Genomic DNA, 23636 nt, shown 5'->3' on the forward strand with positions numbered 1-23636 from the left:
AGAAGACAAAGGGCTAAAATGAGTTTATTTTAGCCCTTTGTCAACAATCTGAGCTGTAGACATCCTTTGTCTACAGCTTTTTGGTTTTTTAAGAAAATGCTTGAGAAGCAAGGAAATAAAGAAGCGCCGGATCGTTCTGCTTTTCTTTTCCGCGAATCATCATAAAATGCGCTTTGTTTGTTTTCGTAAACCCTGCTTCTATAAGTGATGTATGCAGGCGCTCAGCTGTTTCCTCCTGCATATCTAAACGAATGGCACCAGAATAAGATGAGATGAGCGATTGGATGAGTGAAAGCGCCGTTTGTTCATCGTTTGCTGCAAGCGGGCCAATCATCAGATTGGCTGGCGTTTCGACGCCAAAGGCAAAGCCGGTTATTTCGTGATGTTCATCCTTTGCGATCAGCCGGAACGCTGCTCGTTCCATTCGTTTTTTTAAAAAGCTTGCTCGATTGGTGCCTGCACCTTTCTCGTCAAGTGCTTCAATGGACGGAAGGTGCGTTTCACCAGCAGGAGAAAGGTCGATCTTACCTGACACGCGAAGTGCCGAAGGGTTTGTTTTCTGTGCTTTGTATGTATGAATGTAACCGGCCGTGTGAAACCCGATCTTTTCGTAAACCGGCTGCCCCTGTGCAGTAGCCGTTAAAACGACAGGAACGCTCTGATCACTTTGACGAAGCAAGGTGTCAATCATTTTACGTGCAAGGCCTAAGCCGCGATGTGTCTCCGATACAATGACAGCCCCAATTGACGCGACTCTGTCATATTGGAAAAGTCCTGCACATGAGATCACTTGTCCGTCAGTTGTTGTAAAACCTGTAAAATGTCCATTTGTTAAAAGAGATGTGAGTTCTTCTGCATTGTAATCAGGCCAGTCTACCTCTTTTGACAGTGCGATGAGATCTGGTATGTCACCAAGTGTTAATGATCGTTGAATAACGTTTGCCAATACACGCAACTCCTTCTTAGCTGAATTGATCTATCTGTATCGTACCATAAGAAGTCATAAGAAAAAGGAAAAGGGGGCTCCTTTTCCTTTCAGCGTGTAGACAAACCCTCGCATTCGGTGTCAGTCCTGCGTGCCGGTGCTCACGAATCTCAAATTCGCTCCGCTCCGGTACTCGTCCTTCCTAGACTACAAAGGTTTTCTATCACGCTGAAAAGAAGACAAAGGGCTAAAATCAAGATCATTTTAGCCCTTTGTCAACAATCTGAAAGGAAAAGGGGGCTCCTTTTCCTTTTTGTCGGATTAATAATTCAGGTCACGGTTGTATTCATATTCAAAGGTGAGCTGCAAGTTTTTAATCGACACAACGCCCACTTTGATTAATCGTCCACCAATCAACTGAGGAACCTCTGTCGCATTGAAAGACACAAAAAAGCGATCTTTTGCCGGAACCTGACTTGTTCTATAAGAAGAGATGTCCACTTTTTGTCCATTCCAAGCTACGTTCACTGTCCCGCCTTTTAAGGAAGAAACGGTGAATACATAATTGTGTGCGTTTGTACTGCCTTTTTCAGCCTCTAAGGAAAGACCAGTCACAACGGCATCCTGAGGCAAGCTGCTTAAATCAAAAGAAGAATTTGGAGAACCGGATTCATTGAAGCTGTTAAGTGTGGCAGGTGATCCATATCGTTTGGTTGTGCCTTTTTCAATGCTTTTATCAAACACAATACGATACATGTTATCTTCTTCATTTAATAATCGTTTTGGTTTAACGGCTAGGTAGTAATCAGTGCTGGCGGCAATTTTCGGCATATGAATGATCTCGTTTTGGTTGTTTGTCCGCACAGAGGAAGACACAAGTGACCCGTTCTTATTGTAAAGGTAGAGGTCGAAATCATTTCCAGACTTCACATTCACGAGTTTAATAGAAAAGCGGCCATCTGCTCCATCAAATTTGGAGCTGGTGAAACGGTAAAAATCGATGTCATCCATAGAAGAGATACTGCCCTCATGATATAAATACGTTTTACTCAGATGAAGGGAATGCTGTAAGAATTGAGCTTTTTCCATCGTATCATTGTTTGCATAATCACTGTCAGGGTACAGGTGCTCTAATTCTTCTGTATAATATTTTGTTTGTTTCGTAGAGGCTTCACTTGCTTGTGCAGGTGATTGAAAGAGAGGTGTAGCGATGAAGAGGCCGGTAAGCAGTAAAATCCCCATTTTCTTTTTGAACATGACAAACATCTCCTTTTAAGTGAATGACTTTCATTTGTAATATCGGTAAATAAGAGTAAATATTGATATTTATCCCAATATTTATCAAAAAAGAACCTCCAATCACGGAGGTCCTGCATTAATGAACATTAAAATATCGAGCTTCAGGATGAGAAACGACGATCGCTGAAACAGATGCTTCAGGTTCCATCATGAAGCCTTCTGTCAGATAGATGCCGATTTTTTCAGGCTGAAGCAGGTGGAACAGCTTTTCTTGGTCTTCAAGATTTGGACACGCTGGATAGCCGAAGGAATAGCGCTGCCCTTGATATTTGGCCTGGAACCGCTTGTCCATTGTGAAATCGACTGGGTCAGGGAAGCCCCATTTGTCACGAATCACTTGGTGGGTTCTTTCAGCTAAGCCTTCTGCAAGCTCAAGCGCCAGTGCTTGGACAGCATGCATTTTTAAATAATCACCTTCTTGCTTAAATTGCTGCGCCACATCACGTATGCGCGCACCAGCTGTGACGGCAAATAAGGCGATATAATCTTTCTCATTTTCTTCGCTTTTCCGCACATAGTCTGAAATGGAGCGGTATGGAAGTTTCTCCTGTCTTGGAAATTGAAATGTTTCAATGATGCGATCAGGCGCTTCCGGATCATAAATATGCAGATCATTCTCGTTTGAACTGGCAGGGAAGAATTGATAAACAAATGCCGGTGCAAACCAGCCTTTCTCTCTGCCTTCCTGAAGAAGGTCTGTGACAAGCTGTTTTAGCTCCAATGCTTTTGGGTGCTGTTCAGCTAATAATGTTTTGACCTTTCCTTTTAAGCCGAGGTGATGACCAATAAGCATTTGCTCATTCACATAGGGCATAATATGATGCAAATCGATGTCACGCACATAATGGCGTTTTGTATTTTCTGGCGTGAAAACCGGCGCCTGCGGGAGTGCCGCGCGTTTTTCCAGTAATTCAATGACGGCTTTCGGCTGTTTCACTTCTTTCTCTTTGATAAGTGCCTCTTGTTCCGCTGAGGGCTTTGTTTGAAATTGAAGAGGGTTTGCTTTTAACTCATTGGCTAATGACAGGCCGTCCATTGCATCTTTTGCATAAAGGACGGGTCCGTCATAATGAGGCGAAATTTTCATCTTCGTAAATTTCCGTGAAAGAGCAGCACCGCCGACCAAAATGGGAACGGAGATGTTCGCTTTTTGTAAATCTTGAGCGGTCAGTACCATTTGCTGTGCTGACTTGACAAGTAATCCGGATAATCCGATCATATCTGGTTTTTCCTTTTGCACAGCTTCGATCAATGTTTGAGGTGTGACTTTGATCCCGAGATCGACCACTTGAAAGCCATTATTGCTCAAAATGATGTCGACAAGGTTTTTCCCGATATCATGGACATCTCCTTTAACCGTCGCAAGGAGAATCTTCCCTTTGCCGCTTGCATGCTGCTTTTCCATATATTGCTCAAGATACGAAACAGATGCTTTCATGACCTCTGCCGATTGAAGCACTTCAGCCACAATCAATTCGTTTTGATTAAAAAGACGTCCAACTTCAGCCATTCCCTGCATCAAGGGTCCATTGATGATATGAAGAGGTGATTCGAATTGGTCTAAGGCAAGGGACAGATCATCAATCAGCCCTTCTTTTGTTCCTTCGACGACGTATAACGCCAGCCTCTCATCAAGCGATAAGGAGACCTTTGGTTTTTTCTCCGTTTTCTTTTTCCCGCGGTAAAATTGGGTGAATTCGGCAAGGGTTTGATCATTTGTTTCATAAAGTAATGTTTCAGCTAGCTTGATTTCTTCCTTTGGAATCGAAGCGAAACGTTCAAGTTTTTCAGTATTAACGATTGCATAATCAAGTCCTGCTTGGACGCAGTGATACAAATAGACGGCATTCAAGATCTCTCTGCCAACAGGCGGGAGTCCGAAAGACACGTTACTAATGCCTAAAATCGTGAGACACTCAGGCAGTGTTTCCTTGATCATTTTGATGCCTTTGATCGTTTCTTCGGCAGCGCCAATATACTGCGCGTCTCCAGTGCCTACCGGAAAGACGAGTGGATCAAAAATGATGTCACTTGAGGGAATTCCATATTTCTTCGTTAAGAGATCATGAGAACGTACGGCAATCTCGAGCTTTCGTTCTGCTGTTACAGCCATCCCTGTTTCATCGATCGTGCCGACAACAAGTGCGCCGCCATATAGTTTCACAAGCGGAAGAATTTCTTCAAACCGTTCTTCGCCATCCTCGAGATTAATGGAATTGATGATGGCTTTCCCTTGGGAGTACGTGAGTGCCTTTTCAATCACGTGTTTATCCGTTGAATCAATGACAAAAGGAGCTTTGACTTTTTTCATGGCCTCTTGTAAAAAGCCTTCCATGTCTGCTGCCTCGTCACGGTCTGGATCAGCGAGACACACATCAATGACGTGAGCGCCATTTTTCACCTGTGCACGAGCAATTTCTGACGCTTCTTCAAACTTTTGTTCCGCAATCAGCCGTTTGAATTTCCGGGAGCCAATGACATTTGTCCGTTCACCTACAAAAAGCGGACGCATTGCTTCTTCATAAATAAGGGGGTCAATTCCTGATACGGTATGCTGTGACGATTCATGAACCATGCGGCGCGGCTGGAGCGAGCGCACTTCGTCTGATAATGCCTGAATATGTGCAGGTGTTGTTCCGCAGCAGCCCCCGACGATATTTAACCAGCCTTCCTGTGCGAAGGCGGCGATTTTTTTAGCAAGGGAAGCAGGGGATTCGTGATATTGTCCTTCTTCATCTGGGAGACCTGCGTTTGGATAGCAGCTAACAGCTGACTTTGCGATGGAGGAGAGTGTGCGGATATGGTCTGTCATAAATTCTGGACCAGTTGCACAGTTTAGGCCAACGCTGATTGGTTTCATATGCTCAAGAGAGATATAAAAGGCTTCAATATCTTGACCGGCAAGGGTGGTGCCCATTGGTTCAATCGTACCTGATACCATGAGTGGTAATTGAATGCCGGTCGCGTTAAAGGCTTTCTGAATGCCCATGAATCCAGCTTTTACATTCAGCATGTCTTGGCTTGTTTCTAAAAGAAGGGCATCACATTTGCCATCAATGAGTGCGCGAGCCTGCTCTTCATAGTTTCTGACGAGCTCTTCAAAGGTTGTGCCGCCTGTCACAGATAATGTTTTAGTTGTAGGCCCCATTGCGCCTACAACAAAACGAGGCCACTCCGCTGTGGAGAAACGATCTGCTTCATTCTTTGCCAGCTGAGCAGCTCGTACGTTGAGTTCATAGGCGAGATGGCCAAGCCCATATTCATCAAGGACGAGCTTTGTAGCGCCGAACGTATTCGTTTCAATGAAATCCGCACTTGCTTCAAGATATTCCCGGTGGATTGTGGAGATGATGTGAGGGGCTGTCATGTTCAAATATTCGTTACAGCCCTCATACTCTTCTCCGCCAAAGTCCTCTGCTGTGAGATTGGCGTTTTGAATCATTGTGCCCATTGCACCATCAAGGACAAGGATGCGTCTCTTGAGCTGTTCAGTGATAGTTGACATGTACGTTTGGCTCCTTTTCTTTCTGATGGATGTAGGTTGTCAGTTCTGCTGTTAAATCTGATCGAAGGAAAGGGGTAATTAAATAAATGCCATTAAACAATTCGCAGGCTGTATCTAATAAAGAGCGGGCAATCGCTAAGCCTTCTGCTCGCTGCTTTTCCTTATCCTCGCCAGCCTTGACCATAATGTCACGAATGGAATCAGATAATTTGATGCCTGGAATTTCATGATGAATAAACTCTGCATTTCGGCTGCTTGTTAACGGCATAATGCCGATGTAAATCGGTTTATCCAAATGACGGCTTTCCTCATGAATTTTCACTAGCTGTTCCTCTGAATAAACAGGCTGTGAGATGAAATAATCAGCGCCGTATTCTATTTTTTTCTCAAGACGTTTTACTGCTTTATCAATATGACGTACATTTGGATTAAACGCGCCAGCCACTGAAAAATTGGTCTTTTTGCCAAGCGGCTTCCCAGAGAAAGAAAGTCCTTCGTTAAACTGTTTGATGAGACGAATCAAATCAAAGGAGGTTAAATCATAAACAGATGTTGCACCTGGGAAGTCACCAATTTTAGACGGGTCGCCTGTAATGGCTAAAATATCGGTTAATCCGAGAGTGTCGAGTCCCATCAAATGGGATTGTAGCCCAATCAAATTACGATCACGACACGTGATATGGACAAGTGAACGCATATCAAGCTGCTGTTTCAATAATGCACCGCAAGCCACATTGCTAATGCGCGGAGTCGCAAGAGAATTATCAGCTAACGTCAGGGCATCAATGCCTGCACTCTTTAATTCATTTGCTGCGACAAGGAATTTTTCAAAGTTCAGCTTCTTTGGCGGGTCCAGCTCTACGATAATCGATCGTTTTTTAACAGCCAGCTCGTCAAGTCCAGGTTCAGTGCGCTGGTCTTGGATCGAAATGATTTCTTCTTTTAATACTTTCACTTCTTTTTCAGTGATCGGTGCTAAATCTTTAACTGCTTCAGCCATTGCGTTAATATGCTGAGGCGTCGTTCCGCAGCAGCCTCCGATAATGCGTGCGCCTTGATTTCTAAACTCTAGTGCACTTTTTCGGAAATAGTCATTATCTGTATCATAGACGAGTCTGCCTTCTTCAAGAGACGGGAGACTGCTGTTAGGATAGACAGATAAATGAGAATTTTCCAAAATCGGAACGCCTTCGAGTGCCTGAATCATATGATAAGGGCCCAGCCTGCAGTTGATCCCAACGACATCAGCGCCAAGAGAGGATAATTCAGATAAACCGTCCTTCAGCGGTGTACCGTCCTGCAAAACACCTTGCTCGTGCATGGATACGTTCATGACAATCGGGAGAGTCGTTTCTTTGCGCGCAATTTCGAGAACGGCCTTCGCCTCTTCCATATCATAATACGTTTCAAGCAATAATCCGTCAGGCTGTTCATTTAATAGGATGTACAGCTGCTCTCTAAAGCTTCGTTTGATCTCGTCTATCGAGTAGGCATTTTTGTTAAACGTTCGAATGCCGCCAATCGTTCCGAGTACATAAGCTGAGCCAGCGGCAGCTTTTGCAATTTGTACCGCTTTTGTATTGATACGTTTTGTTTCTTCCTCTAAGCCGTAGCGGGATAGTTTAATATAATTCGCACCGTACGTGTTCGTTTGGATGATGTCAGCTCCAGCCTGCACATACGCCTCATGCACTCTTTTCACTTCATCTTCTTTTGATAAATTTAGTTCTTCAAAGCACCGGTCAATGCCGTAAGAGTATAAAAGTGTTCCCATTGCTCCGTCAGCAATCAATACGCGATTTTGTAAGTCTTGTAATAGGCCCATTGTATTCCTCCTTATTTCTATGTAACAAAAAAAGCCTTCTGATAAGAAGAAGACTTTTTGGCTGTATCGTAATTCTTCTCCTTATCTTCCAAGCAGTTGCTTGCTGGATTTAGCACCTTGGTCATAGAAAATACATTTCTACTACACCGGTTGCTGAGGCTTCACAGGGCCAGTCCCTCTGCCTCTCTTGATAAGAAAGCGATATGAACATGTCAATGAATTGAACTTCCATCAACTGTAACGAAAAAATCGAAAATAATCAATGGAAAATTTAAAATTTATCGAAAATTTATAAATTGGACGTCAATCGGCAAATCTGCTTTGCGCATGAGTGAAATGACCTCTTGTAAATCATCTTTATTTTTCCCTGTTACACGCACTTGGTCATCCTGAAACTGCGACTTCACTTTGATCCCAGATTGCTTAATGAGTGCGTTGATCTTTTTGGCATTGTCTTTATCGATACCGCTAATCAGCTTGGCACGCTGGCGTACTGTTCCGCCTAGGGCATGTTCGGTTTTTCCGTAGTCGATGTTTTTAGTTGGTACATTTCGTTTAATCAGCTTTGTCACAAGCACATCTTTTAGCTGTTCAAGCTTGAAGTCATCATCTGAGGTGAGAACGAGCTCTTCTTTTTCAAGTGAAATATCACTTTTACTTCCTTTAAAATCATAACGATTTTTAATTTCTTTTAGCGCTGCTTGAATGGCGTTTTGCACCTCTGGCAGTTCCACCTTCGATACAATATCAAATGAACTTTCTTTTGCCATAACACATGACCTCCAAGTATAGATATTGCGTCTATTTTATCATGCAAACAGGGCAAGAAGAAGCTTTATCATATAGACAAATCAAAGAGTTCAGCCGCTTGCGGTATAAATCAAGGGAAGTTTGTCCACTTTAGCTAACAGAACTAGAGATGTTCATGTTGAAAGAAGTATAGTAGAATAAAGTGAATCAAAAGATGAACGAACGCTCTTTTATGGGCAGATAGGAAGGAAGAGAACATGAGACCAGGTGAGCAATTGACCTTGCAAATAGAGAACGAGATGGAGTACGGCTACTTTTTGACAGATGGTGAAGATTCTGTCCTCTTGCATCGCAGTGAGATGACAGAGGATATTGATGACAGGGATGAAGTAGAGGTCTACTTATATGTAGATCATGAAGAAAGACTAGCAGCTACGATGAAAATGCCTACAATCAATGCACATACATATGGCTGGGTAGAAGTCGTAGACGTTGTAGAAGACATGGGCGCATTTGTCGATGTCGGGCTATCAAAGGATGCACTTGTTGCAACAGAACACCTCCCGCCTTTTGAGGAAGCATGGCCGAAAAAAGGAGACAAACTCTACTGTATGCTGAAAGTCACAAGCTACGGTAGAATGTTCGCAAAGACAGCCACTGAGGATGTGATCAGTGAATTGTTCACTGAGGCGCCAGAAACCTTAATGAACAAAGAAATCACTGGGACAATTTATCGCTTAATTGCGACAGGCTCTTTTATGCTGACAGATACAGGGGTGAGGGGATTTATCCACCGCACAGAACGAAAGGAAGAACCAAGATTAGGATCGGAAGTGACAGGCCGCGTCATTGCGGTGAAAGAGGATGGAACCGTGAACGTTTCTTTGCTTCCTAGAAAGCAGGATGCGTTATCTGTTGATGCAGAAGAAATTTTAACCTATATGAGAACGAGAAATGGCGCCATGCCTTACTGGGATAAAAGTGATCCAGAAGATATTCGTGAACGATTTCAAATGAGCAAGGCGGCCTTTAAACGCGCATTAGGTCATCTGATGAAAAATGATCTAGTCTATCAAGAAGAAGGCTGGACCTACGAGAAAAAGTGAGCATTTGCTCACTTTTTTTATTTTTGTCATAAATAATGGGTTTTTTCAGTGAAAAAAGTCATGAAAAAAGCTGAAAAACCTTCCCTTTATCATTGAAACAACGCCACTCAAATCCGATAAGAAAGGAGTAAGGATGATAAAAGGAGTGTGTTTTTGGATGAAAGTGAAGGTGTCAATACTTCTGATGGCAGCCATGCTCATGGTACTCGCCTCATGCAGCAATCAACAGGGAGGACCACCGAAGTCAAATGTGAAGCATATTGGCGTCATGCTGACAGACGATGGTCTTGGTGATCAATCATTTAACGATTCATCATTTAAAGGTTTAGAAAAAGCACGTGACGGGCTTGGCATTGAATTTGATTATAGAGAAATTGCAGAAACGGATACATACGAAAAAGGACTGGCAGAGCTCGTAAAAGATGGCAATGACCTGATCATCGGTGTAGGCTTCAGTATGCAAGAAGACATAGAAAAAGTCGCAAAAAAATATCCAAAGAAGCAATTCTTGCTGATTGATGCCGTATCTGAGCTGAAAAATGTGACCTCCGTGACGTTTAAAGAAGAGCAAGGCAGCTATTTAGCAGGGGCACTTGCTGCCATGACAACGAAAAGTGATGTCATTGGATTTGTTGGCGGCGTCGATGCGGATGTCATTCATCGTTTTGAAAAAGGATTTCAAAAAGGTGCCAAATCTGTGAATCCGAAAATCAATATCTTATCCACCTATGCAGGTACATTTAGCGACGCAGGCAAAGGTAGTAAAATTGCCAAAGAAATGATCAAAAAGAAAGCAGATGTTTTATATGCCGCAGCCGGCTATACGGGTGTTGGTGTATTAAAAGAAGCACAATCACAAGGCAAATATGCAATTGGCGTAGACAGCGATCAGTACTATACGGCTGAAAAAGCTGTGATTTCATCCATGGTCAAAAAAGTCGATGAAGTGGTCTATCAATTCAGCGAACAGCTCGTAAAGAACAATCAAATCAAAAGTGGGCATATCGTCTATGACTTAAGCAATGACGGAATCGATATGGCCAGAATCCGGGTGCTCAAGGATGCTGAGAAATTGACCAAAAAATTAAATGGACTGAAGCAGACGCTTCTGAAAGAAGAGGGGGCAGCATCATGAGCTTACGTGTCAAAATCTTGCTCAACTCACTCATCTCACTTCTTTTAGCGGTTGGTGTCATCGCCTTTATCATTGTCAGCATGACAAAGATCCAATCATCGAATGAAACAGAAGTTCAAACCTTACTAAACGTACAAAAAACGAAGGCGAGCTTTGAAAGTGTCGAACAAGCCATGACCAATTATTCCATGACACTTTCAGATGAACAGCTAGAGGTCGTTCAAACCGATATCTCTACAGCAAAAAAACAACTCCAAACGTTAAACAAAAACGCAGGGAATATGAACAAAGAAGCATTAACGAGGTTAAATTTAAAGTTTGACACGTGGACCAAGGAAGCGAACAATGCCATTGGTGAAAAAAATGCTTCTGATGCAAGACGTGTGGCAGCAAGAATTGATGGTGTCTTAAACGACGTGCATACGATGAATAAAAGAGCACAAGAAGCGTATGAACAAAATCAAGAGAATGCAGCAGAAAATGTGCAGTGGATCATCACAAGTGCGTTAGTCGCAGCCCTCACACTGATTGTCATCGCCGTCTTTTTAAATATTGGTTTAACGAGATCCATCGTGACACCAATCAAATCACTCTCCTACCGGGCAAAACAGATTGCAGAAGGAAACCTTGCTGTGGAGCGGATGGACATCCGGCGTAAGGATGAAATCGGCGGCTTAAATGAATCATTCAATCAAATGACAGATCAGCTGATTAGTCTGATTAAAGAAATCAGCAATGTCTCAAGTCAAGTGGAGACATTCTCGATCCAGTTAGATGATGAAAACAAAAAGCTGATGGAATCTGCAAATCAAGTATCTGTCTCGACAGACGAAATGGCAAATGGGTCACAAGCCATTTCAGAGGATCTCCAGCATGGCGTTAGCTTGATTGAAAAGATGGATCAGCATGGACGTAAAAATTCCGAACGTTCACAAACAGTCATCCAAAGTACAGAGGATGCGATAGAAGCAGTGGAAAGTGGAAAGCACACGTTAACAGAAACAAAAACGGCGATTGAAAAAAATACACATGCCACAAGGCAAATCGAGCAGTCGGCAGGAGAATTCACGCAATATGCTAGCGGGATCTCGGCTATGGCCAAAACAGTTTCTGACATTGCGGATCAGACAAACTTACTTTCGCTAAATGCGGCGATCGAAGCGGCAAGAGCAGGTGAGGCTGGAAAAGGCTTTGCCGTTGTAGCAGATGAAATTCGTAAGCTTGCCGACGAATCATCTAACGCTACAAGACAAATCTTTGATATGGTCAGTCATATTGAAAGAGGCATTCAATCCATTAGTCAAACTGTCAAAGAAGGGGTCAAGCTTTCTCTTCAGCAGCAGGATGCGATGGACAAAACCTCACACTCCTTTGAAGATATAGAAACAAAAGCACAGCATATTAAAGAAGAAATGGCATGTTTAAATGACCAAATTATTCAATCGACAGAGCTTGGCGGACAAGTGCTGCACTCGATTGAAAATATGAGTGCGGTTGTAGAAGAAACAGCAGCAGGCAGTGAAGAAATTTCTGCCTCGGCCAATGAACAGCTGCAATCGTTCCATCAAATGAACAAACAGGTAGAAGAACTGATGAGTATGACGGCTAGGTTAAATGAAACCGTTCATCGATTTAAACTTTCATAAGAAAAGCACCCTTCCCTATATGTTGAGGGAAGGGTGCTTTTTATGATGGTTTGCCTGTAAAGAAGATCGCAAGCGTGCTAGGACCTGAATGGGACCCGACAGCAGCACCGATGATATGAATATCTATTTCTTTTGGGTGGAATTCGGTTTCGATCAATTGTCTCATGTCTTCTGCAAGTGCAGGATCATCTCCATGACTAATGCCAACCGTTTGGTTCGACCAGTCCGTTCCGCGCTCTTTCATCAATTCAATAATGCGTTTCAGCAGTTTTTTACGTCCACGAATTTTTTCAAGTGGTATCAGTTTTCCATCCTCGACGTGTAAAATGGGTTTAATGCTTAACAAACCGCCAACAAATGCAGAAGCTTTACTGATTCTTCCGCCTCTTGCTAAATACGATAAATCGTCTACAGTAAAAATATGTTGTAAAGATTCACAAAAATGCTTTACAGACGTTTCAATTTCTTGTATTGTATTTCCGTCAATGGCAAGTGATTGTGCGTGTTTAACAGCAAGTCCATAGCCAAGTGAAGCACATTTAGAATCAATGATTCGTAAATCGAAATCAGGGTATTCTTCCTTCACTTCGTTTGCCATCATCACAGCTGTTTGGTATGTACCTGAAAGCTCTGATGAAAAGGCGACATAGATGGCGGACGTATGGGTTTGTGCAACAGAAACAAAGGCTTCCTTGATTCGGTTTGGTGAAGCTTGTGATGTTTTTGGACTTGCGCCTTGTCTCATCGCATCAAATACTTGTTTTGGTTCAATGGTGATCAAATCCTCAAATTCCTGCTCGCCAAGTAACACACGCAGCGGAATGAGTGTCATGTTATGTTCATCATAATAAGAAAGAGGCAGATCAGCAGCACTGTCTGCTATGATATGAACAGTCATCAAAATCCCTTCTTTCTAAAAAAATAAGCCATATTTTACATCTTTTTAGCCTAACTATATCATAGAAATCAACTTTTCGTGTTCAAATTCTAAATTTTAGGGAAAACCATAGAGAGAATGGTAGTGGAGGAATGACAACATGTTCATTGGAGAAGCAAAAAAACTCATTGTCGTCGTCATTGGTGCATTACTCAATGCGATTGGACTGAATTTATTCTTAATCCCAGCTGACGTATATGCGAGCGGTTTTACAGGGGTAGCGCAGCTGTTATCCAGTTTAATCGATCAATATGCGCCATTTTATTTATCAACAGGGATCCTATTATTTATTTTAAACATTCCAGTCGGCATTTTAGGCTGGATGAAGGTTGGCCGTTCCTTTACTTTGTATAGCATTATCAGTGTTGCACTGACGACCATTTTCCTTGGGATTTTACCAGAGACGAGCGTTTCTGAAGATATTTTATTAAATGCTGTGTTTGGCGGTGTGATTTCTGCACTCGGGATTGGAATCACGCTGAAATACGGGGCATCAACCGGCGGTCTCGATATCCTTGCGATGATTTTAGCAAAATGGAAGGATAAACCAGTCGGAACGTATTTCTTTATTTTAAACGGAATCATCATTTTTACAGCAGGATTATTACAAGGTTGGGAGAAAGCATTATATACCCTTGTCACATTATATGTGACCACTAGGGTCATTGATGCCATCCATACAAGACACGAGAAGCTGACGGCGATGATTGTGACGAAGAAAGCAGATGAAATCAAAGAAGCTATTTATGGAAAAATGGTCAGAGGCATTACGACTGTACCAGCGAAAGGCGCGTTTACCAACGAGCAAAAAGAAATGATGGTGGTTGTTATTACAAGGTATGAGCTGTATGAACTTGAACAAATTATTAAAGAAGTCGATCCAAAAGCCTTTACGAATATTGTTCAAACAACCAATATTCTTGGATTTTTCAGACGAGATTAAAAGGTGGGTAGAAGATGAAAAAAGGTGTGGTGCTTCTTCTCGTTCTATTGGTTTTAGCAGCTTGTGGACAACAAAAAAAGGATGAACCAAACAAGGAGGTATCCGGTCAAATGGGAGAGAAAACGGTTGTACTCACAGTAGACCCTGTCCAAAAAGGTTCTTCGGTTCAATTTAACATGTCACTGAAAAATGAATCAGATCGAGATATTGAATTTACATTTAACACAAGCCAGAAATTCGAGCTAAGTGTGTATGACGAAAACGGGAATGAACAATACCGCTATTCGAAAGACCGAATGTTCACACAGGCCATCCAATCCTTTGTGCTGAAGAAAGATGAGGCGTATGATTTTCAAGATACGTGGTCAAACGGTGTGGAGCCGGGAACGTATGAAGCGGTCGTCACATTTAAAGGAAAAGCAGAAGGGCTTAAGCAAATCACGGAAAAGAAAACATTCCATGTGAAATAAGTGCTTCCTGCTTCATGAGAAACAGAAAAAGCTGTCCAGATAGTGGACAGCTTTTTTACGTTAAAGATCATCAAGCATGTCTTGGAAGGTATGCAGCTGGTTTCTTTCTGCATCTGTAGAGTTGGCAAATGCAGATGATACGGCATTTTTTGCTCGCTTGACAGCCTGTTGACGCTCTAACCCAGATGAAAATGAAGAAGTAAGGGCTTCTTCAGTAAATGATTTGGCTTGATCAAAAAGTTCGTTTCTCACAATGAACCTCCAGAAGCATCAGTCTTCATATTTCCCCGGTCCTCCGCCGCTTCTTCAAGTGTGGAACGATACGGAAAACGTGCGTCATGCAGACTGACAGAATCTTTACCTTGTTGTATAAAGCGTTTCGATTTGCTTCTTTTACCCATTCGGAATCCGCCCCTTTACACAAGCTGACAGGTCAACCTGTCTAACGGTAGTATGCCCGCTTTCTTCGGATATGTATGAATGGAAAAATTAAAGAGAGAAGTAATTCGTTAGGAATTTTGCAATCCCATCTTGTTCATTCGTATCTGTGACTTCATTTGAGACGCGTTTCACTGCATCAATCCCGTTGCCCATTGCAACGCCGCATCCAGCAAATTCAATCATCTCTAAATCATTGTCTTCATCTCCAAATGCCACAATTCGCTCCTTAGGAACCCCGTAATAATCACTGATTTTTTGCAGTCCAACGGCTTTGTTCATGCCTGTTTTAATGATTTCAATCACGTGCCACGGAGCGGCCCATCGCCTGTGATCAATTACTTCTGCATGAACATCTGTTAAATAGCTCCGAATGGCTCCGACGTCTTCTTCTTTTGCATGAATTAAGACGCTCGTCACATTCTCTCCAAGGTTGTTTCTAAGGTCTCCGACAGTAACTTTGTTTGCATTCATATTAAATATATCAATGAGTTTTTCATCATGATAATGGAAATACAAATCATCGAGCACTTCAGCCAACACATTGTGCACTTTATACTCCTCACTGATGTCCACAAGCTGTTTAACAACTTGAAGATCAAGTGACGTGTGAAATCTGCCCCATTTTTCATCAAGAGGATGATGGACAAACGCTCCATTAAAGTTCACAATCGGTGAATCAAGCTGTAATTGCTGATAATAAGGAGAGCTGGAACGAAATGGCCGGCCTGTTGATATACATACATGATGCCCGCTGTCTTTCACTTTTTGAATGACGTCAAGCGTGTGTGAAGAAATGGTTTTATCATCTTTTAATAACGTGCCATCCAGGTCAAGTGCGATTAGATAAGGTTTAGTCTCCATAAAATCTCCTTTGATCTGTAAGTGATAGGAGGCAGTTAGTAATGGTGCCTCTTTCTATAGTGTATCTTTATCACATCTTCGTTGTCTACATGTTAAAATAAACAAAGACGGGAATGATAAAGGAGGATTCATAGGCTGTGATCACCATTGATGAGCAAATTGAACACGATATTCCATTTTTACATATCGTAAAAGCTGAAAATAAAGAAAAACCGCTGCCGCTTGTATTTTTCATACACGGGTTTACAAGTGCACGTGAGCACAATTTACACTTCGCCTTTCATTTGGCCGAAAAAGGCATGAGAGTCATTTTGCCTGACTGTGCTTATCATGGTGTAAGATCAGAAAACCTCAGCTTAGAGGAACTGGCATCAAAGTTCTGGGAAATTGTCCTGAACGAAATTCGTGAAATCGACATACTCAAAACACATTTTCAAGCAAAACAATTGATTGAAGCCGATCTGATAGGCGTTGCTGGTACATCTATGGGGGGCATCACGACCTTTGGTGCACTTGCAAAGCATGATTGGATTAAAGCAGCTGTCAGCCTGATGGGCAGTCCGAAATATACGACTTTTCTACAGGCACAAATCATGGACATGCGTCACAAAGGTTTCATGAAAGACATCACGGACGAAGAGGTCAAACAGCAATTAGACGCACTCCGCCCTTATGATTTAACGCTGCAAATGGATCGATTGAACAAAAGACCGCTGTTATTCTGGCATGCGGAAAACGACCCTGTTGTCCCTTATCGCCACGCAAAAGCCCTATATGACGAGTTAGCGGCAACCCAATATAAGCAAGACCCGCACCTGATTCGTTTTATCACAGATGAACAAGCAGGCCACAAGGTCTCAAGACAAGCGATGTTTGAAACGATTGACTGGTTTGTGACGCACCTGAAAAGCACAAACGTTTAGCCAAAAGTAAAAGTACGTTATACTAGTTGAAAAAGGAGTGGATATCATGGATGAAGCATTGAAAGAAAATATTTTAGGCGCCCTAGAACAGGTGATTGACCCTGAGTTAAATGTCGACATCGTCAATCTTGGACTTGTCTATGATGTCGATCTTGATGAGAATGGAAAAGCAGATGTCACCATGACCTTAACATCAATGGGTTGTCCTTTAGCACCAGTTATCGTGGATGAAGTCAAAAAAGCATTAAGCGACCTGCCTGAAGTGAAAGAAACAGAAGTTCACATCGTATGGAATCCGCCTTGGACACGAGACAAAATGTCAAGATACGCTAAAATCGCACTTGGTATTCAATAAGCACATATGAAAAACGCCTGGTATGAGTTGAACTCGTACCAGGTTTTTTTATGAAAAATTAAGGTGGGGGAGAGAATGGCCTGATATAATGGATGTAATTTTAAAGAACGGAGTACCTATAATGAAACGAAAGTGGATATGGATCGTTCTTTTCATGGGATATGCTGCTGCATTTTTTGCATCAATCACTATACGTGAAGGTCAAGCACATAAAAGTCAAAATCTTGATGCCTTTACAGATGTCAGTCATCTCATGCCTGTCAAAATAAAAAAAGTCGTTCAAGGTAAAGAAATACAGACATTAAAAGAAGTATTAGAAGAAGCAAAAGAGAAACATCTGCCGATTTCAATTGCCGGAAAGCAGCATAGCATGGGCGGCCACACGTACTATGAAAACGGGATCGTGCTCGATATGACTAAATTCCGCCAGATTTTAGCATTTGATGAAAACAAGCAGACCATTCGTGTCCAAAGCGGCGCTACATGGGATGATATTCAAAAATTTGTGAACCCATACGGTCTTGCTGTGAAGGTGATGCAATCGCAAAATATCTTTACGGTTGGAGGGTCATTAAGTGCAAACGCACATGGACGTGACATTCGCTATGGGTCACTCATTGACACAGTTCGGTCCTTCAGACTATTAAAAGCAGATGGAGAGATCATCACAGTCAAACCAGATGATGACTTATTCACTGCCGTCATCGGAGGATACGGCCTGTTCGGCGTCATTTTAGATGTTGAGCTTTCGTTAACGAGGGATGAATTATATAAAATGGAAACCACCTCTCTTGATTATCGTGAATACACCGCTTATTTTCAAAAGCATGTAAAAGACAATAAAGAGGTACGCATGCATCTTGCAAGAATCTCAACAGCGAAAAAACACTTTTTGAAAGAGATGTATGTCACCAATTACACCCTCTCTTCTGATCAAGAGATAGAAACATATCGGGAGCTCAAAGAAGATCAGCTTGTCATGCCCTTAACATTTATGCTCGGCCTTTCGAGAAGATTTGATATGGGGAAAGATCTGCTATGGAATTTGCAAAAGAAATATTTCCAAAGTCAAAATGGACAGTTGATCACAAGAAACAATGTGATGCGGTCTGATTCTGCATTTTTAGAATATGAAAATGAGTCTGACACTGATGTGCTGCAAGAATATTTTGTTCCAGTTGATCGTTTTCGTGCGTATATCGATGAAATGAGAGACCTATTACAACATGAAGAGTTGAATTTAATGAATATCACGATACGCTATGTACAAAAAAATGAAAAAGCGGACCTTTCATATGCAAAACAAGATATGTTTGCACTTGTTCTTCTTGTGAATTACGGTTTTGAGAAAGAAGAAAAGGCAGAAGCGAAGCGGATCATCCGCCAAATGACAGATGTCACCCTGCGGCACCATGGAAGCTATTACTTACCGTACATGCCTTATCAAACAAAGGCACAAATGAAACGGGCATATCCTAAAACCGATGTATTCTTTCAAAAGAAAAAGCAGGCAGATCCAGATGGCAGGTTTATCAACTATTTTTATGAAAGGTACAATACTCAATGAATGCAAAAGCAATGAAATGGTTCGTCTACTCACAAAGCCTGCTGTTTTTCGCCAGCAGTCTGATCTTCCCTTTTTACATTCTTTTTATTAAAAATGTTGGATCAAGTTATTCTCAGTTTGGTCTCGCGTATGGTCTGTTTGGTTTAAGCGGTGCGTTTATTCATTTACTCTTAGGGAAACTGCCAGAAACAACCGACAGGCGGCTCTTTTTAATCATTCATTCGTTTGGTATGGCTTTTCTTTTGCTGCTTTTTCCGCACATTACAGAAGTGGAGCAAGTGTATATGATACAGCTTGCACTAGGTGCGCTCGGTGGTTTTCAAAAGCACGGGGAGAAACTGCTCGTTACTGAACTGACAACTGAGAAGAAAAGAATGAAAGAAGTTGGGCACTATCATTTTTGGACAGCTCTTTTTTCATCTATCGCCATTATGCTGGGCGGCCTGTTTGCTGATTTCTTTACCGTTCATTTCATTTTTTATGCAAGCTCCTTATTATATTTATGCAGTGCGCTCATGGTCATCAATATGAAAAACGAAAGATAAATCCGCATGTCTCACGAAGATATGTGGATTTTTTTATGAAAAAAAATGAAAGAAAATATTAAATATACAATTGAATTAATTTTTATACATGTTATAATGTTAAATAATTTCACAAAGACCAAGAGGGTGTATTGACGTTGAAAATAGGTATTATAGGTGCTACAGGGTACGGTGGTGCGGAATTGGTTCGTATCTTAAGGCACCATCCACATGTGAAGGAATGTATATTGTATTCATCAAGTGGTGATGGGCAATCATACAGTCAATCTTATCCACATCTGACAAACATTGCAGATCAAACATTAAAAGCCATTGATCCGGCTGCCATTGTGCAAGAAACAGATGCTGTGTTTTTAGCGACACCAGCAGGCGTATCAAGTGAACTTTCGCCGAAGCTTATGAATCAAGGGGTGCCAATCATTGATTTATCAGGTGACCTGCGTATACAAGATGGAGCAACTTACGAAGCTTGGTATAAACGAAGGGCAGCGGATGAAGCATCCATCCAACAAGCTGTGTACGGTTTATCTGAACTGAATCGAGAAAAAATTGAGCAGGCTGAAGTCATTGCAAATCCCGGCTGCTTTCCTACCGCAGCTCTTCTCGGTTTAGCACCGCTGATGAAACAGAATTTAATTGATGAATCCATGATCATTATAGATGCGAAAACAGGGGTGTCCGGTGCTGGACGATCTGCCTCACTAGGAACGCATTTTTCAGAACTGAACGACAACTTTAAAATTTATAAGGTGAATGAGCATCAGCATACACCTGAAATAGAACAAGTATTGAGAGAATGGAATCCGCAAACGGCAAACATCACATTTTCAACGCATCTTGTCCCGATGACAAGAGGGATTATGGCGACGACGTATACACAATTGAAATCAGATGTCACAAAAGAAGAATTGATGAAGCGGATGAAAGGCTTTTATGAAGATTCCTATTTTGTCAGAGTGAGAGATCACGGGGTGTACCCGCAAACAAAAGAAGTATACGGCAGTAACTTCTGTGACATCGGTTTTCATTTAGATGAGCGAACAGGCAGGCTGACGATCGTGTCGGTCATAGACAATCTAATGAAAGGCGCGGCCGGTCAAGCGGTTCAAAACTTCAACATCATCAAAGGCTTACATGAAGAGGCGGGCCTCACAATGACACCTCTTTATCCATAAGAACAGGGGAGACAACAAACATGATTGAATTAAATGAAAAAAGCATTGTCAAAATAGACGGTGATGTATCATCACCAAAAGGCTTTGAAGCGAAGGGAATTCACATTGGATTACGCTTTTCAAAAAAAGACCTTGGCTTGATCGTCAGTGAAGTACCAGCAGCGAGTGCAGCGGTATACACTCAAAGTCACTTTCAAGCTGCGCCTCTACAAGTCACACAAAAAAGCTTAAAAAAGACAGGGCAATTAAAAGGTGTGATTGTCAATAGTGCCATCGCCAATGCATGTACCGGTGAGCAGGGATTAAAAGATGCATACGACATGCAGGCAGCCTGTGCAGACATGTTAGGGGTAGCGCCTGATTACATTGCAGTTTCTTCTACTGGTGTGATTGGAGAATGTTTGGATATGGATAAAATCAAAAAAGGCATCACCCAGCTGAAAGCAGCAAAAGCAGCAAAAGGCCATTTTGAAGAGGCGATTTTAACGACAGATACGGTCATTAAAAATACAACATACACCCTTACGATAGACGGAAAAGAGATTCTCATTTCAGGCGCAGCGAAAGGCTCTGGCATGATTCATCCGAATATGGCGACAATGCTTGGCTTTGTCACAACAGATGCAAATGTCGAGCAGGAAGCCCTGCAAAATGCACTTCGTGACATTACGGATGTGACCTTTAATCAAATTACCGTCGATGGAGAAACATCGACAAACGATATGGTACTTGTGATGGCAAATGGAATGGCAGAAAATGATGCGCTGAATGAAGAGCATCCAGAATGGCCATTGTTTAAAGAGGGCTTAAAACTAGCTTGTGAGGATTTAGCAAAAGAGATTGCAAGAGATGGAGAAGGCGCAACCAAATTAATCGAAGCGAAAGTCGCTGGCGCTAAAAACAACTTGGAAGCCGGTATCATTGCGAAAAAAATCGTTGGTTCAAGTCTTGTGAAAACAGCCGTATACGGTACAGATGCAAACTGGGGCCGGATTGTCGGAGCCATCGGACATAGCGCAGCTTCCGTTACACCAGAAGAGGTTGAAGTCTATTTAGGCGGACAATGTCTGTTTAAGCATAATGAACCGCAGCCTTTCTCAGAAGAGGAAGCAAAAGCGTATCTAGAGCAGGATGAGATTACGATTTTGATTCAAATGAATGAAGGAAATGGTGAAGCGGCAGCGTGGGGCTGTGACCTTACCTATGATTACGTGAAAATTAACGCGAGCTATCGCACATAATGAAGGGGATAGACATGGATAAAACGATCGTGTTCAAGTGTGGAGGCAGTGTCATTCGAGAACTTTCAGATACCTTTTATGAAAATGTCCGCTCACTTCAAGCTGCTGGATTTAAGCTAGCTATCGTACATGGCGGAGGACCTGAAATCACCAACATGCTGCAAAAATTAGAAGTGAAAACAGAATTCGTTGATGGACAGCGTAAAACAACGAAGCCTGTGTTAGAAGTAGCCGAAATGGTTCTTTCGGGAACAGTTAATAAATACTTTGTTTCAGAGCTGGCAAAGCATGATATTTCATCTGTCGGCGTATCTGGTAAAGATGGTCAGATGCTTGTCGCTGATTTTCTCGATCAAGATGTTTATGGGTACGTTGGTGAAATCAAAGAAGTCAATCCTGAAATGGCAGAAGCATTAATGGAAAAACAATTCATACCTGTTATTGCTCCGCTATCTATGACGGAAAAATGTCAAACCTTAAATGTGAATGCCGATTTAGCAGCATCAGCTGTCGCAGGAGCCATGAAAGCCGATAAGCTCATGTTTGTCACAGATGTTGAAGGCATTTTAAAAAATGGTGAGCTGTTAGATGTCGTCACAGAACAAGAAGCCCTTACACTCATTGATGAAGGCATTATTTCCGGGGGAATGATTCCAAAAGTACAATCAGCTTTAAGTGCTTTATCAGGAGATGTGGATGAAGTCATGATCGTGAATGGCAAAGGCAGTATATTTACAGGGGAAACCTTTAAAGGAACACGAATTGTGAAACAAAAGGAGGCGGTCCTGTGAGTCATCTCTTTCAAACATATGGCCGGTGGAATGTTGAAATAAAAGAGGCTGCAGGTTCTTGGGCAGTCGATACAAATGGTAAAAAATATTTAGACTTTATTCAAGGCATTGCGGTCACGAATTTAGGTCATAATCACCCAAAGGTGCATCAAGCCATCAAGGAACAGCTGGATCACGTTTGGCATGTATCGAATCTATTTCAAAATGGACTGCAAGAAAAAGCAGCAGAAAAGCTGGCAGCAAACAGTTCAGGGGATCTCGTGTTTTTCTGCAATAGCGGGGCTGAGGCAAATGAAGGTGCTATTAAATTAGCGCGTAAAGCCACAGGGAAAACAAATATCGTGACATTTTTGGACTCTTTCCATGGGCGCACCTATGCTGGTATGGCTGCCACAGGTCAAGATAAAATCAAAATCGGTTTTGGACCTATGCTAGAAGGCTTTCACTATGTACCGTTTAATGACCCTGAAGCCATGTCAGCGTGTGAAGTCGATGATGTTGCAGCGGTCATGCTGGAAGTTGTGCAAGGTGAAGGTGGAGTGAATCCTGCTACAGCAGAATTTCTAGAGGCAGTTCAAGCGTTTTGCAAAAAGCATCAAGCACTGCTCATCGTAGATGAAATTCAAACGGGCATTGGGCGCACAGGAACAGCATTAGCATACGAGCAAGCGGGACTTGATCCTGATATTATCTCAGCTGCAAAAGGTCTAGGAAATGGCTTCCCGGTCGGTGCGGTCATAGGGAAAAAAACATTAGGAGACGCTTTCTCACCAGGTTCACACGGAACAACATTTGGAGGCAACATGCTCGCCATGGCAGCTGTGAACGCGACACTCGATGTCATATTCAAAGAAGACTTTCTTTCAGAAGTCAAAGAAAAGGGTGCTTACCTTTTAGAAAAACTGCAAGATGTCAAACAGCTGAACATCGTCAAAGAAGTACGTGGAAAAGGATTGATGGCAGGCATTGAGTGTCATCAGCCAGTAGGTGACTACATCACAGCTCTTAGAGAACAAGGTTTACTGGTGCTTCCAGCTGGTCCGAATGTCATTCGTTTATTACCTCCGCTAAATGTGGAAAAAGCAGAATTGGATCAAGCGATAGAAGCGATCATTCAAGTGTTAGCAAATGAAACGGTCACAGTTTAAATTTTTTTACACAATTACGTATAAAAATGCATTGATATAATTAATTAT

At 42.2% G+C, this 23636-nt stretch carries 22 protein-coding genes and 1 riboswitch; of the genes, 13 read left to right on the forward strand and 9 right to left on the reverse strand.

Annotated elements, in window-relative coordinates; all coding sequences use genetic code 11:
- Positions 1-88: 88 nt before the first annotated feature.
- The 5 genes from ACYH0L_RS05365 to ACYH0L_RS05385 all read right to left on the reverse strand — a co-directional run bounded on the left by ACYH0L_RS05365 (position 89) and on the right by ACYH0L_RS05385 (position 8324).
- Positions 89-946 carry a GNAT family N-acetyltransferase gene (locus ACYH0L_RS05365; protein WP_099728861.1) on the reverse strand — a complete coding sequence of 286 codons (858 nt, stop codon included), beginning with the start codon at positions 944-946 and terminating at the stop codon, positions 89-91.
- 300 nt (positions 947-1246) lie between these two features.
- Positions 1247-2182: an anti protein gene (locus ACYH0L_RS05370; RefSeq protein WP_482354416.1), complete on the reverse strand. Its 936-nt coding sequence runs from the start codon at positions 2180-2182 to the stop codon at positions 1247-1249.
- Positions 2183-2300: 118 nt separating this feature from the next.
- Positions 2301-5729: a methionine synthase gene (gene metH / locus ACYH0L_RS05375; RefSeq protein ID WP_482354417.1), complete on the reverse strand. Its 3429-nt coding sequence runs from the start codon at positions 5727-5729 to the stop codon at positions 2301-2303.
- Complete coding sequence (locus tag ACYH0L_RS05380; RefSeq protein WP_099728300.1) at positions 5713-7554, reverse strand: bifunctional homocysteine S-methyltransferase/methylenetetrahydrofolate reductase; 1842 nt, start codon at positions 7552-7554, stop codon at positions 5713-5715. The genes metH and ACYH0L_RS05380 overlap by 17 nt, the downstream gene beginning before the upstream one ends.
- 78 nt (positions 7555-7632) lie before the next feature.
- Positions 7633-7751: riboswitch (SAM riboswitch) on the reverse strand.
- A gap of 81 nt (positions 7752-7832) precedes the next feature.
- Positions 7833-8324, reverse strand: a complete 492-nt coding sequence (locus ACYH0L_RS05385; protein WP_230030923.1) for a YajQ family cyclic di-GMP-binding protein — start codon at positions 8322-8324, stop codon at positions 7833-7835.
- Positions 8325-8561: 237 nt separating this feature from the next.
- Here ACYH0L_RS05385 and ACYH0L_RS05390 point away from each other — a divergent pair, with 237 nt between their 5' ends.
- The 3 genes from ACYH0L_RS05390 to ACYH0L_RS05400 all read left to right on the forward strand — a co-directional run bounded on the left by ACYH0L_RS05390 (position 8562) and on the right by ACYH0L_RS05400 (position 12191).
- On the forward strand, positions 8562-9410 hold the full coding sequence (locus tag ACYH0L_RS05390; protein WP_230030922.1) for a CvfB family protein: 849 nt from the start codon (positions 8562-8564) through the stop codon (positions 9408-9410).
- A gap of 157 nt (positions 9411-9567) precedes the next feature.
- Positions 9568-10545, forward strand: a complete 978-nt coding sequence (locus ACYH0L_RS05395) for a BMP family lipoprotein (protein WP_249705442.1) — start codon at positions 9568-9570, stop codon at positions 10543-10545.
- Complete coding sequence (locus ACYH0L_RS05400) at positions 10542-12191, forward strand: methyl-accepting chemotaxis protein (protein WP_230030920.1); 1650 nt, start codon at positions 10542-10544, stop codon at positions 12189-12191. The genes ACYH0L_RS05395 and ACYH0L_RS05400 overlap by 4 nt, the downstream gene beginning before the upstream one ends.
- A gap of 40 nt (positions 12192-12231) precedes the next feature.
- On the opposite strand, the gene ACYH0L_RS05405 is transcribed toward ACYH0L_RS05400, so the two are convergent.
- On the reverse strand, positions 12232-13089 hold the full coding sequence (locus ACYH0L_RS05405) for a DegV family protein (RefSeq protein WP_099728296.1): 858 nt from the start codon (positions 13087-13089) through the stop codon (positions 12232-12234).
- Between the two features lie 139 nt (positions 13090-13228).
- Between ACYH0L_RS05405 and ACYH0L_RS05410 the strand changes: the two genes are divergently transcribed.
- Together ACYH0L_RS05410 and ACYH0L_RS05415 are read left to right on the forward strand one after the other, a co-directional pair.
- Positions 13229-14071, forward strand: a complete 843-nt coding sequence (locus ACYH0L_RS05410; RefSeq protein ID WP_099728295.1) for a YitT family protein — start codon at positions 13229-13231, stop codon at positions 14069-14071.
- A 14-nt stretch (positions 14072-14085) separates the two neighbouring features.
- Positions 14086-14541: a BsuPI-related putative proteinase inhibitor gene (locus tag ACYH0L_RS05415; RefSeq protein ID WP_283775162.1), complete on the forward strand. Its 456-nt coding sequence runs from the start codon at positions 14086-14088 to the stop codon at positions 14539-14541.
- A gap of 60 nt (positions 14542-14601) precedes the next feature.
- On the opposite strand, the gene ACYH0L_RS05420 is transcribed toward ACYH0L_RS05415, so the two are convergent.
- From ACYH0L_RS05420 to ACYH0L_RS05430, 3 genes are all read right to left on the reverse strand, one after another.
- Complete coding sequence (locus tag ACYH0L_RS05420; protein ID WP_099728293.1) at positions 14602-14793, reverse strand: DUF3813 domain-containing protein; 192 nt, start codon at positions 14791-14793, stop codon at positions 14602-14604.
- On the reverse strand, positions 14790-14942 hold the full coding sequence (locus tag ACYH0L_RS05425) for a hypothetical protein (protein WP_008348539.1): 153 nt from the start codon (positions 14940-14942) through the stop codon (positions 14790-14792). The genes ACYH0L_RS05420 and ACYH0L_RS05425 overlap by 4 nt, the downstream gene beginning before the upstream one ends.
- A gap of 88 nt (positions 14943-15030) precedes the next feature.
- Positions 15031-15843, reverse strand: a complete 813-nt coding sequence (locus ACYH0L_RS05430; protein ID WP_230030919.1) for a Cof-type HAD-IIB family hydrolase — start codon at positions 15841-15843, stop codon at positions 15031-15033.
- 137 nt (positions 15844-15980) lie between these two features.
- Here ACYH0L_RS05430 and ACYH0L_RS05435 point away from each other — a divergent pair, with 137 nt between their 5' ends.
- The 8 genes from ACYH0L_RS05435 to ACYH0L_RS05470 all read left to right on the forward strand — a co-directional run bounded on the left by ACYH0L_RS05435 (position 15981) and on the right by ACYH0L_RS05470 (position 23588).
- Complete coding sequence (locus tag ACYH0L_RS05435; RefSeq protein WP_256499454.1) at positions 15981-16766, forward strand: alpha/beta fold hydrolase; 786 nt, start codon at positions 15981-15983, stop codon at positions 16764-16766.
- A 46-nt stretch (positions 16767-16812) separates the two neighbouring features.
- Positions 16813-17121, forward strand: a complete 309-nt coding sequence (locus tag ACYH0L_RS05440; protein WP_034322974.1) for a metal-sulfur cluster assembly factor — start codon at positions 16813-16815, stop codon at positions 17119-17121.
- Positions 17122-17242: 121 nt separating this feature from the next.
- Complete coding sequence (locus tag ACYH0L_RS05445) at positions 17243-18688, forward strand: FAD-binding oxidoreductase (RefSeq protein ID WP_230030918.1); 1446 nt, start codon at positions 17243-17245, stop codon at positions 18686-18688.
- Positions 18685-19233 (forward strand): MFS transporter, encoded by a 549-nt coding sequence (locus ACYH0L_RS05450; protein ID WP_034322969.1) that lies wholly within the window; start codon positions 18685-18687, stop codon positions 19231-19233. The genes ACYH0L_RS05445 and ACYH0L_RS05450 overlap by 4 nt, the downstream gene beginning before the upstream one ends.
- Before the next feature lie 137 nt (positions 19234-19370).
- A complete protein-coding gene (gene argC, locus ACYH0L_RS05455; protein WP_230030917.1) occupies positions 19371-20408 on the forward strand; it encodes an N-acetyl-gamma-glutamyl-phosphate reductase in 1038 nt (345 codons plus the stop codon).
- Positions 20409-20428: 20 nt separating this feature from the next.
- Positions 20429-21649: a bifunctional ornithine acetyltransferase/N-acetylglutamate synthase gene (argJ, locus tag ACYH0L_RS05460; protein ID WP_482354418.1), complete on the forward strand. Its 1221-nt coding sequence runs from the start codon at positions 20429-20431 to the stop codon at positions 21647-21649.
- A gap of 14 nt (positions 21650-21663) precedes the next feature.
- Positions 21664-22440, forward strand: a complete 777-nt coding sequence (argB, locus tag ACYH0L_RS05465; protein ID WP_327925055.1) for an acetylglutamate kinase — start codon at positions 21664-21666, stop codon at positions 22438-22440.
- Positions 22437-23588, forward strand: a complete 1152-nt coding sequence (locus ACYH0L_RS05470; RefSeq protein WP_327925054.1) for an acetylornithine transaminase — start codon at positions 22437-22439, stop codon at positions 23586-23588. The genes argB and ACYH0L_RS05470 overlap by 4 nt, the downstream gene beginning before the upstream one ends.
- The last annotated feature ends 48 nt before the right edge of the window (positions 23589-23636 follow it).

The sequence above is a fragment of the Bacillus sp. MC1252 genome (genome assembly GCF_056838025.1).